Raw genomic sequence first — 15643 nt, forward strand, 5'->3', positions numbered from 1 at the left:
CAAGCGGAAGAAGTCCTCGGTGGCGGGGCAGGCAAACATCGAAAAACTCCCAGAAAACGGCGCATCAGACCATCAAATCTGGGGGAAATTGTACTCGCAAACAGACAATAACACAAGAAAAATCATGCGGTTATGAATATTTCAGGGGCGACCACGTAGCGCAACGGCTTTGTCTACGATGTCGTTGACCCGCCGAATGATGGGCGCCTCAGAGGCCAGATCACGCAGGTGCTCGATGAATTCAGTCGCACCAGACACCCCGCCGACGTCACCTTCCTCGACAAGATCGTCCGCCGTCTGCAGCCACTCGTTGTGGCGCTGCATAATTTCGGACTCGAGTCCGAAGCGCAGGTTGGGCGGGTGCCCCAATGCGACCTGCAACCCCTGCACGAGTACGGGGTTTTGCGGGTCGCTGCTGACGAACACCAGGGTTGGATCGTCGACGCGCACATCCCCCAGGGGCAGTGCATGGTGCGCGATGAGGAAGGCCGGGTTCAGCGGGCCCCAGTCTGGCTGGGTCGTCGGGAAAGCCTCCAGTCTGACCAGTGGGATGCCACTTTGCTGCGACAGTGCGGCATAGACATCCGCCTCGGAGACCAAGCCGAGTCGGATCAGCAGCTCGCCTATTCGCCCCCCGACGGATTGTTGCACTTGCAACGCCCGCTGCAGATCCGGTGGCGATAGCTTACCAGCGGCCAGCAGCAGCTCGCCGAGTTTCCGGTGTGGAGTTGTGGTCACGTCGTACAGGTCGGTCATGGATGGCGTATGAGAGGGTCATCGACCGCCGGGTGGCAACGGTTCGATGTCGAAAGCCCGCCACAAGCACCACCGGCTCAAGCGGTCGAGTTCGGGACCCGTGTAGTATCGCCGGTAGTCGGCCAGGCGCACGAGGCGTGGCAACGCGCGCCAGCGCAGATACGCGGCCACATAGCCATCGTCGAGGCCGCGCTCGCGCAAACGCCGTTGAAGCGCAACCGCCTGGTGCCACGTTTGTGCGCCGAGTTGATGCACCCGTTGCCACACCCCTGCACCATCGATCAAAGCGCGCCGCACGCGAGACCACAACCGACGATTGCGGGCACCGATCTGATTGGCATCGTGCTGGCGGTAGTGCACGGTGGCCCGAGGTATGTAGGCACGGCGGCCACTGCCGGCGATCACAGCGCACCACCAGTCATGGACGATGGCGGCGTCTGGCAGCGGTAGTGCCAATTCCAGCAGACGCCGGTTTCCCACGAGCGTGCATCCCGTGACTTCGTTGACGCTCAATAGAGACTGTGGGGTCGCAGCGGCCGGATTCAGGCCCTCATAACGCGCCATCGAGGGATGCACGATGCGGCGTTGGGCGTCGACGACGCACAGGTCGGTGTGCACCAGACAGGGTAAATCGACTCCGTCGCCGTCGGCTTCCAAAGCGTGCAGACGCGCCGCACTCAGCGAGAGCTTGTTCGGCAGCCAAATGTCGTCTTGGTCGGCAAAGGCAAACCACTGCGCCCAGCCCTGCGCCAAACTGGTGGCCATCAGGTGCTCGAAATTGCGCAACGCCCCCCGACCGGGCCGAGGGTTGGGAACCAAAACGACACGTTCGGGGCAGCGCTGCGCATAGTCCGCAAGCACTTCAGCAGTACCGTCCGAGGAGCCGTCGTCACTGGCCAAGATACGAAACGCAGGGTAGTCTTGTCCCAACAGGGATTCGATTTGTTCCCGCAGAAAAAGCGAACCGTTGTAGGTCGCCAGCAAGATGTCAATGAGGGGCGCGGTCATGGCCGGTCTGTCGGCGGATCAGACGAACGTACGCGTCGGCAATGCGGTCCCAATCGTAGCGACGCCGAATGATGTCCCGCGCCCAACGGCGCCGTCGCTGCAAAACGGCGGGCGGTTGACGGTACAGCTTTTCCAGCGCAGCAGCCAAGCTGGTGGGACTGTCAAAATAGTCGGCGATATCCCCCGCCACCTCGCGGTTGAAGGGGTTGTCGTGCGCGATGACCAGGCTGCCGCAAGCCATCGACTCCAGCAGCGATGGGTTGGTGCCACCGACCGAGTGACCATGCAGATAGACGGCTGCATGTGCCCGCAGTGCCGTCAACCCGGCCGAATCATAGACCGGACCGATGAAACGCACGCGCGGGCTGCGCAGCGCCAACAATCGGCGCTGGTAGGCGGTGGCGCCGCTGACATCGCCCACCACGACCAGCGGCCACTGTCCACCGTGCTGCAGAAAGCCTTCGATGATTTCCAGGATGTGATTTTCGGGCTCCGGGCGCGCCACGACGAGCGCGTACTGGGCCGGGGTCAGGCCCCAGGCGGCGAGCGGCTCCACGGGGACCTGGGCTGGATCGACCACGTCGGCGCCATAGGCAATGGTGGTGCACGGCGCGCCGCGCGGGTAGCGCTGGCGAAACCGGCGCGCGATCGCATCGGCATCGGCGATCAGGCATGTGGCGGTGCGGGTCGCCGCCCATTCCATCAGGCGCAAGTACAGGCGCGCCAGCCCACTCCACTTGCTGCGCGCCCACTCCAGACCATCGACGTTGATCCAAACGGGCGTGCCCCATACACGAGGCCACCAACAGGCCCAGGCGGCGCCGTAGCCAAGCATATAGACCAGATCGTAGCCACGGCGGGCGTCCCACAGGCACGCGCAGTCGTAAGCGATGACGGACGCCGGACCCCAGCGCCGGCGGCGGCGGAAGCGCACACGCACGCCGCGGTACATCTGGTCGGGCTGGACGGGGCCATCGGCTTCGGCGTAAACCGTGACCTCGAAGCCGCGCTGGACCAAGCGCACCGCCAGCTGCTCGGCAAACGTCTCGAAGCCGCCGTAGCGCGCTGGAATGCCCCGGGTGCCCAAAATGGCGACGCGCAACGCAGACGGCCGCGCTGGCGTGCCTGCTGCCGGCACCGACGTGGGCTCAGAGGTCGGCATCCGTCAACGCACGCCCTGCCTGATCCTTGGGCGACAGAATCGGCCCCACGTCCAGCCGCGGCCATTCGATGCCGACGGTGGGATCGTCCCAGCGGATGCAGCGCTCGTGCTCGGGGCTGTAAGTGTTGGTGGTCTTGTAGAGAAAGTCGGCGCAGTCGGTCAGCGTCAAAAAGCCATGCGCCAGCCCGGGCGGAATCCACAGCTGGCGGTGGTTGTGTTCGTTCAGCTCCACGCCCACCCAGCGGCCGAAGGTGGGCGAGTCGCGGCGGATGTCCACCGCCACGTCGAACACCGCACCGCGCACCACGCGCACCAGCTTGCCCTGGGCTTTGGGCGGCAGCTGATAGTGCAGCCCGCGCAGCACGCCGCGGACGCTGCGGCTGTGGTTGTCCTGCACGAAGGTGATGCCCACCAAGCCCGTCGCGGCCTCGAAGTCGCGCTGGTTGTAGCTCTCAAAGAAGAAGCCACGCGCGTCGCCAAAGACTTTGGGCTCCAGGATCAGCACGCCGGGGATGGCGGTGGGAACAACGGTGTACGGCATGACGGGTATCGCGGTGTTGCGCTTCGGTGATGGCCCTGGGGACTGACGGTATACGGCATGACGGAGGTGGCAGGGTTCAACGCAACAGGCCGAGCAGGTACTGGCCGTAGCCGCTTTTGGCCAGGGGGTGGGCCAGGCGCTGCAGCTGCTCGGCGCCGATCCAGCCCTGGCGCCAGGCGATTTCTTCGGGGCACGCGATCTTGAGACCTTGACGACGCTCCAGGGTGGCGATGAACTGCCCGGCGTCGAGCAAGCTGTCGTGCGTGCCGGTGTCCAGCCACGCATAGCCACGCTGCATGATCTGCACGCTGAGCTGCCCGCGCTCGAGGTACGCCTGGTTGACGGAGGTGATTTCCAGCTCGCCGCGGGCGCTGGGGCGTACGGCGCGCGCGATGTCGACCACCTGCTCGTCGTAAAAATACAGCCCCGTGACGGCGTAGTTGGATTTGGGGCGGGGTGGTTTTTCTTCGATGCTGAGTGCTCGGCCATCGGCATCGAACTCGACCACGCCGTAGCGCTCGGGATCGTGCACATGGTAGGCAAAGACGGTGGCCCCCTGCGTCTTGGCGTCGGCGGCTTGCAGCAAGGGTTGCAAATCGTGGCCGTAGAAGATGTTGTCGCCCAGCACGAGGGCACTCGGGTGGCCGGCGACGAAGTCGGCACCGATGAGGAAGGCTTGCGCCAACCCATCCGGGCTGGGCTGCACGGCGTACTGCAGGTGGATGCCCCACTGGCTGCCGTCGCCCAGCAGCTGGGCAAAGCGGGGCGTATCCTGCGGCGTGCTGATGACGAGTACCTCGCGGATGCCCGCCAGCATCAGGGTGCTGAGCGGGTAGTACACCATCGGCTTGTCGTACACCGGCAGCAGTTGCTTGCTGACGGCCAGCGTCGCGGGGTGCAAACGGGTGCCGGAGCCACCGGCCAGAATGATGCCTTTGCGCATGACGAACGACCGCCCGGCGTTGGGGCGCCGGGCGGTTTTGCTGTGGGAAGGAAAGCGACTGCCTGCGCAGCCGCGTATCACATTTCGCCGCTGGGCTTGCGCAGCAAGCGCTGCACATCGCGGTCAAGCGGCAACGCGTAATCATAGCCGCGCAAGATCTGGCCGGTCTCGGAGCGCACCAATTTGACGTTGACGTAGACGTACTGTCCAGCGACCGAGTAGGTGCCGACCAACACCGCCGTGGCCTGGTGTACCCGGGCGATATCCTTGATCTCGCGTGACAGCAGCAGCTCGCCGGTTTGCTCGCGCACGAACACATCGCCGCGCAGCTTCATTTCACGAACGTCGACGCCCGCCGCAGCCGCCGCAGAACTGTACTGCTCCGACAAGGTGCGGCCCAGCGGCGAGGACACGCGCAGGTCGTTGACATCGACGATGGTGGCGACCAACAGGGGCGAGACTTGTGCCGCCGGCAAGCCGGACAGCAATTTGGTCATGGCCTCGCGATTGGCCTGCAGGAACGGGTGCGCGGCGGCGTATTCGTACGTGGGCAGCGTGGCCTGCGGCTTGGTGGAACAGCCAGCCACCATCAAGGCCGCCACGGAAGCAAGTACAGCGAGGATTCTCATTGCGACACCACCTTGTATTCGCGGGTCACCGGGCCGCGCACGACTTGAAATAACGTGGCGTCGCTGTCTTCGACGTAGTAGACGTCGGTGTTGCGCACCAAGTAGCGATCGCCTTGCATGATGGTGGTGGTGAGGATGACTTCGGTGTGGGTCGGCCCGCCCGTGTATTGGCTGGCGGCGACATCGGCGATCACGGCATAACCCAGGCCGCCAGCCATGGCCGCGTCTTGGTGGGCGTGAACGCCCAAATAATGCGCCACGTACACGCCGGAGGTGATGGCGGTGAATAGCCCGGGCACGAAGTGCGGACGATCGCTGTTGTGACGCACGACCTGCGCTTGATAACTCACTTTGACGGGCGCGTCGTCGCGTTCGACGACGGTCTTGCCATCGTTGACCAAGCGCGTGATGAGCAGCTCACGGAATGCGCGATCGAAGGCCGAGGGCGACGACGGCAGGCCCACGTGCAACGCCATGCCGTCCGCAGGTGTCTGCGCCAACCGCGCCAGCGTGTTGGACACCACATGCTGGGCAACAGCATCCCAGTGCCCCGCAGAGCGCACCTTTTTTTGTGCCGTATAGGGGAAGTTTTCAGCAACGGGAATGGGCGCGTGCGAACACCCAGCCAAGCCCACGAGGAAAAACCCCGCCAGCGCGACAGAGGCGGTTCGGATCGGATTCAAGGGACCTCCTGCGTAATCGTTTATCACGTGTTGGCGGTTTTTCTTTTGACGGTAGCACGCCAGTCATCACCCGTCAAGGACGACCGCGCCCTGCGTTGGGATCGCCCAACAGAGGCGATCACGGCGGCATGGCCACATCACGGCGTCGACAGCGCTTGTACCCACCGCCGCACCCCCTGCTGCCACGGCGGCAGGTACAGCCCGAAGGTGTGCTGCAGCCGGGCGGTGTCCAGCCGCGCGTTGAGCGGGCGGCGCGCCGGCGTCGGGAAGGCGCTGCTGGGCACGGGGTCGATGGTTTGCACACGCCAGCCAGCCTCGGGCCAGCGCTGGCGCGCGGCCTCGATGAGCGTGCAGGCGTAGCCGTACCACGTGGTGTAGCCAGCGGCAGCCAGGTGGTAAGTCCCCCCACCCTGCCCGCTGGTCAGCAGCCGGTGCAACGCGTGCGCGGTGACGTCGGCAATGAGGTCAGCCCCGGTGGGGGCGCCAAATTGATCATCGACGACGGTGAGGCGTTCGCGCTCGCGCGCCAAGCGCAGCATGGTGCGCGCGAAGTTGCCGCCGCGCACGCCGTACACCCACTGGGTGCGCAGGATGAGATGGCGGCAGCCGCTGGCGCGGATGGCGTCTTCGCCAGCGAGTTTGCTGCGGCCATAGGTGTTGAGCGGGCCGGTCGCCGCGTCCTCGCGCCAGGGCTGCACACCACTGCCGTCGAATACATAGTCGGTGCTGTAGTGCACCAGCCACGCGCCGCAGTCCGCAGCAGCCTGCGCCAGCACGGCCGGGGCGTCGGCGTTGATGCGATGGGCGAGCTCCGGTTCGCGCTCGGCCTGGTCGACGGCGGTGTAGGCAGCGGCGTTGACGATGGCCACCGGCCGCAGGGCCGCCACCGTGCGGCGCAGGCCTTCCAGATCGTTGAGATCGCCGCAGAGCGGCTCGCCGCCGTCCGGCGCGCGCGCGCCGTGCCGATCCACGGCCACGACGGGACCCAAAACGGCCAGGCTGCGCTGCAGCTCCCAGCCGACTTGGCCGTTGGGACCGAGCAGAAGGATGGGTTGGCGGGACATGTGGGCGCGGTGACGCACAGGCTGAGAGCGCAAGCATTCTACCGGGCCGGTGCGGCCGGGCGACTCGACAGCGCCGCCTCACCCGCCCTCGGCGGCTCGCGCTGCGCAGCGGAGCGCGGTGCTGGCATAACTTTGCCCTGGGCCACGTCTTGTCCGTAGCTGCGGCCCTGCACCCGCAGGCCGTGCAGAGACAGCGTCTCGGCGGTCTTGGGGCCGATGCCCGCTACGCGCGCTTGCAAGTCGGCCCAGTCGGTGAAGGGCCGCTGCGCCCGCGCCTGCACGATGCGCTCGGCGCGCACGGGACCGATGCCGGGCAGTTGCATCAACGCTTCGGCAGTGGCGCGGTTGACTTCGATTTGCGCGTGCGCTGGCCACGCGACAGCCACGGTCAGGAGCAGACCCGCCAACCGGGGGCACCATGCGGTCCACCAGGCCCGATCGGCACTGTCGGTGGTGCCAATCTCCTCTTTTTGCATATCTATACCTCCCCTGGCCCCGCGAGTGTCCGGGAGCCACGCAGCTCGTCGATCACCTGCCATTTTGGCACTCGACGCAGCCTCGGCAAACGCCCTGCGTCACGCGCACCGATCGTGCGACACCCCGGCGTACGGTGCGCAACGGCGCTCCCAGGGACACTTGCCATTTCGCACGAACGTTCGTATCATTTGCTCATGACGACCGCCCAAGCCGCCTTCGACGCCGCCCTGCAACGCGTTAAGACCCTGACGCGCCGCCCCGACAATGCCACGCTGCTGCAGCTGTATGCGCTGTACAAGCAGGCTACCGAGGGCGACAACACCACGCCCAAGCCAAGCCTGACCGACGTGGTGGCGCGCGCCAAGTGGGACGCATGGAGCAAGCTCAAGGGACTCAGCCGCGACGAGGCCATGCAGCGCTACGCGGCTTTGGTCGAGGGTCTGGAGGATTGAGGGCGCGGCGACACCGCGCGCGGCGTCAACCCTGCACCGCCGGCGCCGCCGTGCAACGGCGCACCTGTACCGCGCAGTCGTAAAAGGTTGGCGCCCGGCCCAGGTCGGTGAGCGCCTGGCTGGTGAGTTCGTTGACGTTGGTGCCATCGGCGCTGAATTTGCGCCACCAGATGCCCAACCCCACCACCACCCCGGGACGAGCGCGGCCATTGAGCCGTGCACGCATGCGGTGGCGGCCGCGTTCGTTGAATACCTCCACCCAGTCGCCATCGGCGATGCCGCGGGCGCTGGCGTCGTCGGGGTGCATCTCCAGCTGCGGCTCGCCCTCGGCGTCGCGCAGCGAGGTGACGTTGACGAAGGTGGAGTTGAGGAAATGCCGCGCCGGCGGCGAGATCATGGCCAGCGGATAGCGCGCGTCGGCCCCCGCCGGCTCGTGGTTGGGCAGCACCGCAGGCAGCGGGTCCAGGCCGAGCACGGCCAGGCGGGGGCTGGCGAATTCGCACTTGCCGGACGGGGTGGGAAAGCCGCCTCGGGCGAAGGGCGCATCCGGCAGCGGCAAGGGCGCATAGCCCTGCTGCAGCAGAGTCTCGAAATCCACTGCCTCGCCAAAGGCTTGGCGGCACAGGGTCTCGTCGTCGTCGGCAAAGCACGGCTCATCGAAACCCAGGCGCCGCGCCAGCTCCCGAAACACCCAGGTATTGGGCCGCGCCTGCCCCAGCGGCGCGATGGCGGGACGGTTGAGCAGCACGTCGGTGTGGCCGTAGCTGAGGTGGATATCCCAGTGCTCCAACTGCGTGGTCGCCGGCAGCACATAGTCGGCGTAGTCGGCGGTGTCGGTGGCAAACTGCTCCAGCACCACCGTGAACAAGTCGTCGCGGGCAAAGCCACGCACCACTTGGCCCGATTGGGGCGCCACCGCCACCGGGTTGCTGTTGTAGACGATGAGGGCTTCGATGGCGGGGCCAAAGGCGGGCGACGACGGGCGCAGCAGATCGTCGCCGATGGTGCTCATATTGATGATGCGCGGCTGCGGGCAGGGGCTGCGCTGCAGCAGATCGGGCCGCTGCAGCACGTCGCGCTGCACGGGGTACCAACCGGAGCTCGACAGCAGCAAGCCGCCGCCACGGTGGCGCCAAGCGCCGATGACGGCTGGCAGGCAGGCCACCGCGCGCACCGCATTGGCGCCGCCGCGCACACGCTGCATGCCATAGTTGAGCCGAATGGCCACCGGGGCGCGCTGCTGTACGCAGGTGCCGATGTCGCGCGCCAGTGCCTCGATGTGCGCCGCCGGCACACCGCAGACGGCGGCGGCGCGCTGCGGCGGCCATTGCAGGGCGCGGGCACGCAGGGCCTCCCAGCCCAGGGTGTGGCGCTGCACGTAGTCCTCGTCCACCCAGCCGTGCACGATGCACTCGTGCATCAACGCGTAGGCCAGCGCGGCGTCGGTGCCCGGCAGCAGCGCGATGTGCGCGTGGCATTTTTCGGCGGTTTCGGTGCGGCGCGGGTCGATGCACACCAGCCGCGCCCCGGCACGCTTGGCCTGCTGCGCGATGCGCCAAAAATGCAGATTGCTGCCGATACTGTTGCTGCCCCAGATGAGGATCAGGCGGCTGTGGGCGAAGTGCTCCACTGGCATGCCGACTTTGCCACCCAGCGTGTACTCCAGCCCGGCGGCGCCGGCGGCCGAGCAGATGGTGCGGTCCAGCCGTGAAGCACCCAACCGGTGAAAAAACCGCGCCGCCATCGACTCGCCCTGCACCAGCCCCATCGTGCCCGCGTAGCTGTAGGGCAGGATGGCCTGCGGGTCGCGCGCGGCGATTGCCCGCAGGCGCTCGGCGATGTCGTCCAGCGCCCGCTCCCAGCTGACCGGCTCGAACCGCCCCGCCCCCTTGGGGCCGCCGCGGCGCAGCGGCTGCAGCAGCCGCTCGGGGTGGTACACCCGCTCCAGATAGCGGCTGACCTTGGTGCACAGCACGCCCCCGGTTTGGGGGTGGGCGGCATTGCCCTGCACGCGGATGGCGCGGCCCGCGCGCACGGTGGTGACGAGGGCGCAGGTGTCGGGGCAGTCGTGCGGACACGCACCCAGGATGGTGTGCTCGATTGGGCTGGCGCCGACCGTGAAGGTATCCATGGGGGCCGATGATAGGCAATCGGAATGCAGAGGTCACGATCCGAGGCGCCGCGCGCGCCGCCTCGGCCTGAGGTCGAGGCGATCTCGCCCCCCAAACCCCCACGGCATGCCACTTCGCGCTAGGATGCGGGGATGAAACTGATCGAGCCCATCGTTGCCCAGTCCGAGGCCATGGCGACCATCCGCCGTGATCTGCACGCCCACCCGGAGCTGTGTTTTGCCGAAGTGCGCACCGCCGAGCGGGTGGCGGCGCTGCTGACCGAATGGGGGATTCCGATCGAGCGCGGGCTGGGCAAGACGGGCGTGGTGGGCGTGCTGCACGGGCGCGACGGCGGCGCCTGCGGGCGTGCGCTGGGCCTGCGCGCCGACATGGATGCGCTGCCGATGACGGAGGCCAACACCTTCGCGCACGCCAGCCGCCATCCCGGACGCATGCACGCCTGCGGGCACGACGGCCACACCGCGATGCTGCTGGCCGCCGCGCAGTACCTGGCACGCCAGCGCGATTTCGACGGCACGGTGTACCTGATTTTTCAGCCCGCCGAGGAAGGCGGCGGCGGCGCGCGCGAGATGATCGCCGACGGGCTGTTCGAGCGCTTTCCGATGCAAGCGGTGTTTGGCATGCACAACTGGCCCGGGCTGCCGGTGGGGCATTTTGCCGTCAGCCCGGGGCCGGTGATGGCCTCCAGCAATGAATTTGCCATCACCATCCACGGCAAGGGCGGCCACGCGGCGCTGCCGCACACCACGGTGGACCCGATACCGGTGGCCTGCCAGCTGGTGCAGGCCTTCCAGACCATTCTGACGCGCAATCTGCGACCGCTGGAGCCGGGCGTGATCTCGGTGACGCAGATCCAGGCCGGCGAAGCCACCAATGTGGTGCCCGACAGCTGCACGTTGCAGGGCACGGTGCGTACCTTCAGCACCGAGGCGCTGGACCTGATCGAGCAGCGCATGCGCGAACTCTCGCACCAGTTGTGTGCGGCGTTTGGGGCGCGAGCAACGTTCGCCTTTCGGCGCAATTACCCGCCCACGGTCAACAGCGCCGAGGAAGCGGCGTTTGCCGCTGCGGTGGCGCGCGCAATCGTTGGGGCCGACGCCGTCGTGGCGCAGGAGCCGACGATGGGCGCAGAGGATTTCGCCTACATGCTGCAGGCCAAGCCGGGGGCGTACGTCTTCATTGGCAACGGCGACGGCGCGCATCGCGCGGCGTACGGCCCCGGCCATGACGCCGGCCCCTGCACGCTGCACAACCCGCACTACGACTTCAACGACGCCCTGATCCCGCTGGGGGCGACGTTTTGGGTGCGGCTGGCCGAGCGGTGGCTGGCACGCGGCGGCTGAGTGGGCGCCGCTGCCGCGGGCGGCGCTGGCTGTGGCGTGTCAGCAGCTCGTTTATGGCCGGTATGGGTTGTCCATCGTTGTTTTCTGTCCATTCCACTTTGTCCGTTATCGGCTAAGCGAGGAGCGCAGGCGCGTCGCACCGCCGGTCCCCCGCCGAGCACGCAGCGCTGGTGGATTTGACGCCATGACGTCGACGAAGGTGTGTGACCGTCAGACTGATGCGCGTCGAAACCAAGGCCCCGCAAGCCGCTGGTGCCGCATGGCTCGAAGATGGCCCCGACAGCGCCCCTGAAGCCCTGCACATCCTCGTCAATGAAGCCGCCAAAGTCGAGCGCAGTGCGTTTGTCGCTGCCCAACCTGATGAGCGCACCGCCACACGGCGCAAGGACGCCCGCAGCTTCAAGCTCAAAACCATGCTCACCCGGCTGGGTGAGGTGACCTTCCAGGTGCTGCCAGTACGCACCCGTGGTCTACCCCAGCGCCTTCGCGTGGGGCTCCCGCACCGACCAAACCGTCCATCTCGCCTTGCCCGACAGGGTGGTTCAGGGTGTCTCCACCTGACTCCCTCGATCGAGGTGCCGCAGAAGCGGCCGGGACCGGAGATTGCGCTTTCCGGTGCTGGAGGCACACCCGCGGCCAAGCTCGACGCGGGACTGGCGTCGTAGCACGCGTCCCTTGAGCGGGATGCCTGACCCGATCGTCATCGACCGCCTGGAGGAGACGATACGCTGGGCGCAGTGCCTCACCGAGAAGCAGCGACATTTCGTCTGGATGCGCGCCGAGGAATGGGGGTGGTGGGAGATCCGCCAGCGCTTTGGCGGTGATCGCACCACCGCTTGGCGGCGGTGTCACAAAGCGCTTGGGCTGGTGGCCGACCGGCTCAACGGCGCATCTGCCGGAACTTCCGTGGCCATCTACTGCACCAAGTGATATGATTTTTGGATGAGAAGCGTATTCCGGACCCGGACGTTCACCCGCTGGATGCAAAAGGCTGGCTTGGCCGACGAATCCCTGCTTCAGGCCGTCTCCGAGATGGCCGAAGGGCTCGTCGACGCCGACCTTGGCGGCAACGTGGTGAAGAAGCGTGTCGCGCTGCCGGGACGGGGGAAACGTGGTGGTGCGCGGACGATCGTCGCCACCAATCTCGGCGATCGCTGGTTCTTCCTGTATGGCTTCGGCAAGAACGAGCGCGCCAACATCGACAGGGACGAGTTGAAGTTTTTCCAGGAAGTGGCGAAAGAGCTGCTGGGATTCGATGACCGGCAGATTACGAAAGCCCTCGCCGCCGGCGAGATCGTGGAGGTACGACATGGCAACGACGAAGCGCAAGAGCCGAATCATCGAGGAGATGCACGAAACCGTCCGTGGCCTGCACGAGGCCGGCTTGATCAGCAAGCGCCGCATGCGCGAATTCGACGCGCTGTGCCATCTCGGCGTCGAAGAGATGCCTCCGCAAAAGATCAAGTCGCTGCGCGAGAAGGCGCATGTCAGCCAGGCGGTGTTCGCTGCCGTGCTGAACACCAGCCTTTCCACCGTCCAGAAGTGGGAAATCGGCGCCAAGAAGCCAAGCGGCCCGTCCTTGAAGCTGCTCAACCTGATCGAGCGCAAGGGACTCGAAGCGGTTCTGTAAAGTGCCATCGTGGCAGCGAAGAAACGCAGCCGCCGCATGCTCGCATCCCCCCACGAGATGGCGAGCGACCGGCATCGCGTCGGATTCATCGACGAGCACAAGATGCGAAGGACGACGTCCTGTGCAGACAGCGCGTCGGCGAAACTGCTCGAACCGATCGAGCCAAAGGGGCTCGGGACGTCGGCGATCAAGACGGCGCAATCTCCGGCCCGGGCCGCTTCTGCAGCCCCTCGATCGAGGGAGCGGGTGTCAAGAAACGCAAACGCTGCACTAGCGCCCGACGTGCGCCCCCGCCGCTGCAGGCACGTTGGCATGGAGCGGGGCAAGCAGCGGCGCAAAGCGGTTGCGCGCGATGGCCAACAGGCCGTCGAAGATCAGGCCCTCGACCAGCTCGAACGGCACCGTCATGTGCGGCGCCATCTTCCAGCCGGCGCCGCCCGTCATCAGGCACACCGGCTCTTGGCCGCAATGGACGCGCACGTTGTCGACCATACGCTGCACCGCCCCCGCGATGGCGTAGGTGCCGCCGCTGGTCAGCGCATCGCTGGTGTTGGTGGGAAAGGGCCGCACCTCGCCCGTGGGCACGTGCAGCCCCGCGGTGCCGGACTCCAGCGCGCGCAGCATGATGCCGTGACCCGGCAAGATGATGCCGCCGAGAAAGCGGCCGCGCTCGTCGATGGCTTCGACGGTAACAGCGGTGCCGACCATCACGACGATGCACGGCCGCTCGCCCTGCCCGCGTGCCAACAGGCGCTGGCGCGCGCCGATCATCGCCACCCAGCGGTCCGACCCTAGGCGTGCCGGATGGTCGTAGCCGTTGACGAGGCCAGCCTCCGCCTGTGAGGGCACCACCCACTGCACCGGGGCGTCCCACAGCTCGAGTTGTTCCTCGACCCGGTAACGCACCCCCGCCCCCGCCACGATGCTGCCCAGCACCCAGCGCGGCGCGCGCAAGGCCCGCCAATCGCCATCGGCCAAGGTTTCGATATTTTCCAGAAACTGCACGCCGTGCGCGAGCATGCGCGCACCGGGCTGCGGCGCATCGAACAGCGCCCATTTCAGCCGCGTGTTGCCCACGTCCAGCGCCAGTAAGGTGGACGCTGCCGCGGCGCTGGCAGCGGCAAAGTCGACGACGGCACGGTCGGGGGCGGTCATGAAAACATCATAACGCCCCGCCGCCACGCGCGGCACACCGGGGCCCGATCAATTTTGCCGCCACGGCAGGCCGCGATAGCGCCAGCCGCCGCGCCGCCCGCGCTGTCCGTGCTCGTCGGGGTCACCTTCGAAGCCCTCCAAAACGTTGTAGGCCGTGGCACCCAATTCGGTGGCACGCCGCGCCGCGGCGATGGAGCGCGCGCCGCTGCGGCACAGCATCAGCAGTGGCTTGCCCTCGGCCGCCAAGGCACGCACCCCGTCGTCGAACGCGGGGTTGGGCTGCATGCCGGGCCATTGCTTCCAGGCCAGCGGCACCGCCCCCGGAACGTAGCCGACCCATTCGCGCTCGGCGTCGGTGCGCACGTCCACCAGCAGCGCCTGGCCGCTTTGCACCCACTGCCAGGCCAACGCAGGCGCGATGTCGCCGGCGTAACCGGGCGCCGGCCGCGGCGCCTCCATTTCGGCCCCGGCGGCATCGTGGCGCACGCCGCCACGCAAATTGGCCGGCACCGCCTCGTCCATGCGGCGCGGGCGCGGCAGCTTCAAGGCGTTCATCAGCGCGATGAATTCGTCGCGCGAGCGCCCGGCTACGCGGGCATTGTGCGCTTTCTCGTGCCCGATGGTCGAATGGGTGCGGCCGTGGTAGTCGTGCCCAGGCCACACGACGGTGTCGTCGGGCAGCGCAAACAGCACGCGCGTGATGCTGTCGTACAGCGCGGCCGGGTCGCCGGATTGAAAGTCGGTGCGGCCGCAGCCATCGATGAGCAAGGTGTCGCCGGTGAAGACGTGCCGCGCGGCATCACTTTGCCAGAAGTAGCTCATGCTGCCGGCGGTGTGCCCCGGGGTGGCCAGCGCGCGCAGGCGCTGCGCGCCAAAGGCGAGCTCGTCGCCATCGTGCAAGGCACGCTGTACGGTGGCGATACCGCAGGCCGCCGGCGCCGCGGTGTGCGCGCCGGTGTGCTCGGCCAGGCGCAGCGCGCTGGTGATGTGGTCGGCGTGGGCGTGGGTTTCCAGCACCCAGCGCAAGCGCAAACCGTATTCGCGCAGCACCGCCAAATCGCGCTCGAGCTGTTCGTCCACCGGGTCGATGATGAGCGCGTCGCGCGTATCGACGTCGAACAGCACGTAGGTGTAGGTGCAGGAGTCGGGGTCGAAGAGCTGAATCGGCTTCATCGCTGCCATTATGGCCGCCGCAGGGCGCTCAGGCAAAACGCGACAGCAGCTCGGCCACGTCGTCTGGTGGGGTATCGCCCTGGGCCATGACGCAGCCCACCATCATGAAGAATGATTTGTCCAAGGCCTTGCGTGCGGCAGCGAGCTGCTGCGCTACTTGCTCGCAGTCGGTGTCGGCCTCAATGAGGCGTTGAATACCGCGCAGCTGCCCCTCCACGCGCTTGAGGCGCAGCAACAGGGCTTTTTTGCGCTCGGGGTCTTGAACGGCGGTCATGGAACACGGGGCCAAGCAGGCAACGGTGGGTTGCACCCAATACTCCCCATGGTACACGAAACACGCCATGGTGCCAAGGGGGCGGCGACGCGGCTGTAGAAGCAAGATAGTAATGTCCGCTTCCGGCAAAGTAGAAATGTCCGCTTGTTGGTCTGGAAGCGGAGGGCTGGGTGGACAAGCGCATCGAGATGAGCGAGCGGGAGATCGAGCGGCTCAAGGTG

General features: G+C 67.0%; 17 protein-coding genes and 3 pseudogenes. 6 read left to right on the forward strand and 14 right to left on the reverse strand.

The features are described from left to right. Window positions 1-141 precede the first annotated feature (141 nt). The 9 genes from Tchar_RS12105 to Tchar_RS12145 form a co-directional block, all read right to left on the reverse strand. Window positions 142-756: a GspE/PulE/PilB domain-containing protein gene (locus tag Tchar_RS12105; protein ID WP_144329266.1), complete on the reverse strand. Its 615-nt coding sequence runs from the start codon at window positions 754-756 to the stop codon at window positions 142-144. 18 nt (window positions 757-774) lie between these two features. Then, window positions 775-1764 (reverse strand): glycosyltransferase family 2 protein, encoded by a 990-nt coding sequence (locus Tchar_RS12110; RefSeq protein WP_144329267.1) that lies wholly within the window; start codon window positions 1762-1764, stop codon window positions 775-777. Continuing rightward, window positions 1745-2926, reverse strand: a complete 1182-nt coding sequence (locus tag Tchar_RS12115; protein WP_144329268.1) for a DUF1972 domain-containing protein — start codon at window positions 2924-2926, stop codon at window positions 1745-1747. The genes Tchar_RS12110 and Tchar_RS12115 overlap by 20 nt, the downstream gene beginning before the upstream one ends. Beyond that, the gene (gene rfbC / locus Tchar_RS12120; protein WP_144329269.1) at window positions 2913-3467 is read right to left on the reverse strand and encodes a dTDP-4-dehydrorhamnose 3,5-epimerase; all 555 of its coding nucleotides are present in this window, start codon (window positions 3465-3467) and stop codon (window positions 2913-2915) included. The genes Tchar_RS12115 and rfbC overlap by 14 nt, the downstream gene beginning before the upstream one ends. A 76-nt stretch (window positions 3468-3543) precedes the next feature. Continuing rightward, window positions 3544-4410 carry a glucose-1-phosphate thymidylyltransferase RfbA gene (gene rfbA, locus Tchar_RS12125; RefSeq protein ID WP_144329270.1) on the reverse strand — a complete coding sequence of 289 codons (867 nt, stop codon included), beginning with the start codon at window positions 4408-4410 and terminating at the stop codon, window positions 3544-3546. 77 nt (window positions 4411-4487) lie between these two features. Beyond that, window positions 4488-5039 carry a FlgO family outer membrane protein gene (locus tag Tchar_RS12130; RefSeq protein WP_144329271.1) on the reverse strand — a complete coding sequence of 184 codons (552 nt, stop codon included), beginning with the start codon at window positions 5037-5039 and terminating at the stop codon, window positions 4488-4490. Beyond that, entirely contained in the window at window positions 5036-5722 is a 687-nt protein-coding gene (locus Tchar_RS12135) for a hypothetical protein (protein WP_144329272.1), read from the reverse strand. Before Tchar_RS12135 ends, Tchar_RS12130 begins: the two co-directional genes overlap by 4 nt. 137 nt (window positions 5723-5859) lie before the next feature. Further along, on the reverse strand, window positions 5860-6786 hold the full coding sequence (gene rfbD / locus Tchar_RS12140; RefSeq protein ID WP_144329273.1) for a dTDP-4-dehydrorhamnose reductase: 927 nt from the start codon (window positions 6784-6786) through the stop codon (window positions 5860-5862). A gap of 38 nt (window positions 6787-6824) precedes the next feature. Then, window positions 6825-7172: a ComEA family DNA-binding protein gene (locus Tchar_RS12145; RefSeq protein WP_161595525.1), complete on the reverse strand. Its 348-nt coding sequence runs from the start codon at window positions 7170-7172 to the stop codon at window positions 6825-6827. 285 nt (window positions 7173-7457) lie between these two features. Between Tchar_RS12145 and Tchar_RS12150 the strand changes: the two genes are divergently transcribed. Further along, window positions 7458-7715, forward strand: a complete 258-nt coding sequence (locus tag Tchar_RS12150) for an acyl-CoA-binding protein (RefSeq protein ID WP_144329275.1) — start codon at window positions 7458-7460, stop codon at window positions 7713-7715. Window positions 7716-7740: 25 nt separating this feature from the next. Here Tchar_RS12150 and Tchar_RS12155 read toward each other — a convergent pair whose 3' ends face one another. Further along, window positions 7741-9846: a molybdopterin-containing oxidoreductase family protein gene (locus Tchar_RS12155; protein ID WP_144329276.1), complete on the reverse strand. Its 2106-nt coding sequence runs from the start codon at window positions 9844-9846 to the stop codon at window positions 7741-7743. A gap of 132 nt (window positions 9847-9978) precedes the next feature. Between Tchar_RS12155 and Tchar_RS12160 the strand changes: the two genes are divergently transcribed. The 5 genes and pseudogenes from Tchar_RS12160 (at window position 9979) to Tchar_RS12180 (ending at window position 12820) form a co-directional block, all read left to right on the forward strand. Beyond that, the gene (locus tag Tchar_RS12160) at window positions 9979-11190 is read left to right on the forward strand and encodes a M20 aminoacylase family protein (protein WP_144329277.1); all 1212 of its coding nucleotides are present in this window, start codon (window positions 9979-9981) and stop codon (window positions 11188-11190) included. 218 nt (window positions 11191-11408) lie between these two features. Then, window positions 11409-11846: pseudogene (locus Tchar_RS12165) on the forward strand (transposase); the annotation flags it as partial. Between the two features lie 19 nt (window positions 11847-11865). Further along, window positions 11866-12120 carry a DUF6362 family protein gene (locus Tchar_RS12170; RefSeq protein WP_268969092.1) on the forward strand — a complete coding sequence of 85 codons (255 nt, stop codon included), beginning with the start codon at window positions 11866-11868 and terminating at the stop codon, window positions 12118-12120. A 12-nt stretch (window positions 12121-12132) separates the two neighbouring features. Further along, window positions 12133-12483 (forward strand): annotated as a pseudogene (locus Tchar_RS12175) (type II toxin-antitoxin system RelE/ParE family toxin); the annotation flags it as partial. A 16-nt stretch (window positions 12484-12499) separates the two neighbouring features. Then, on the forward strand, window positions 12500-12820 hold the full coding sequence (locus Tchar_RS12180) for a helix-turn-helix domain-containing protein (protein WP_144329279.1): 321 nt from the start codon (window positions 12500-12502) through the stop codon (window positions 12818-12820). A 270-nt stretch (window positions 12821-13090) separates the two neighbouring features. Here Tchar_RS12180 and Tchar_RS12185 read toward each other — a convergent pair whose 3' ends face one another. From Tchar_RS12185 to Tchar_RS12195, 4 genes and pseudogenes are all read right to left on the reverse strand, one after another. Next, the gene (locus tag Tchar_RS12185; protein ID WP_144329280.1) at window positions 13091-13975 is read right to left on the reverse strand and encodes a type III pantothenate kinase; all 885 of its coding nucleotides are present in this window, start codon (window positions 13973-13975) and stop codon (window positions 13091-13093) included. Between the two features lie 48 nt (window positions 13976-14023). Continuing rightward, on the reverse strand, window positions 14024-14434 hold the full coding sequence (locus Tchar_RS14120) for a rhodanese-like domain-containing protein (protein ID WP_236640454.1): 411 nt from the start codon (window positions 14432-14434) through the stop codon (window positions 14024-14026). A 21-nt stretch (window positions 14435-14455) separates the two neighbouring features. Further along, window positions 14456-15148, reverse strand: a pseudogene (locus Tchar_RS14125) (MBL fold metallo-hydrolase); the annotation flags it as partial. A gap of 28 nt (window positions 15149-15176) precedes the next feature. After that, the gene (locus tag Tchar_RS12195; RefSeq protein WP_144329282.1) at window positions 15177-15422 is read right to left on the reverse strand and encodes a metal-sensitive transcriptional regulator; all 246 of its coding nucleotides are present in this window, start codon (window positions 15420-15422) and stop codon (window positions 15177-15179) included. Between the last annotated feature and the right edge of the window lie 221 nt (window positions 15423-15643).

Source organism: Tepidimonas charontis (genome assembly GCF_007556685.1).
GTDB lineage: Bacteria > Pseudomonadota > Gammaproteobacteria > Burkholderiales > Burkholderiaceae_C > Tepidimonas > Tepidimonas charontis.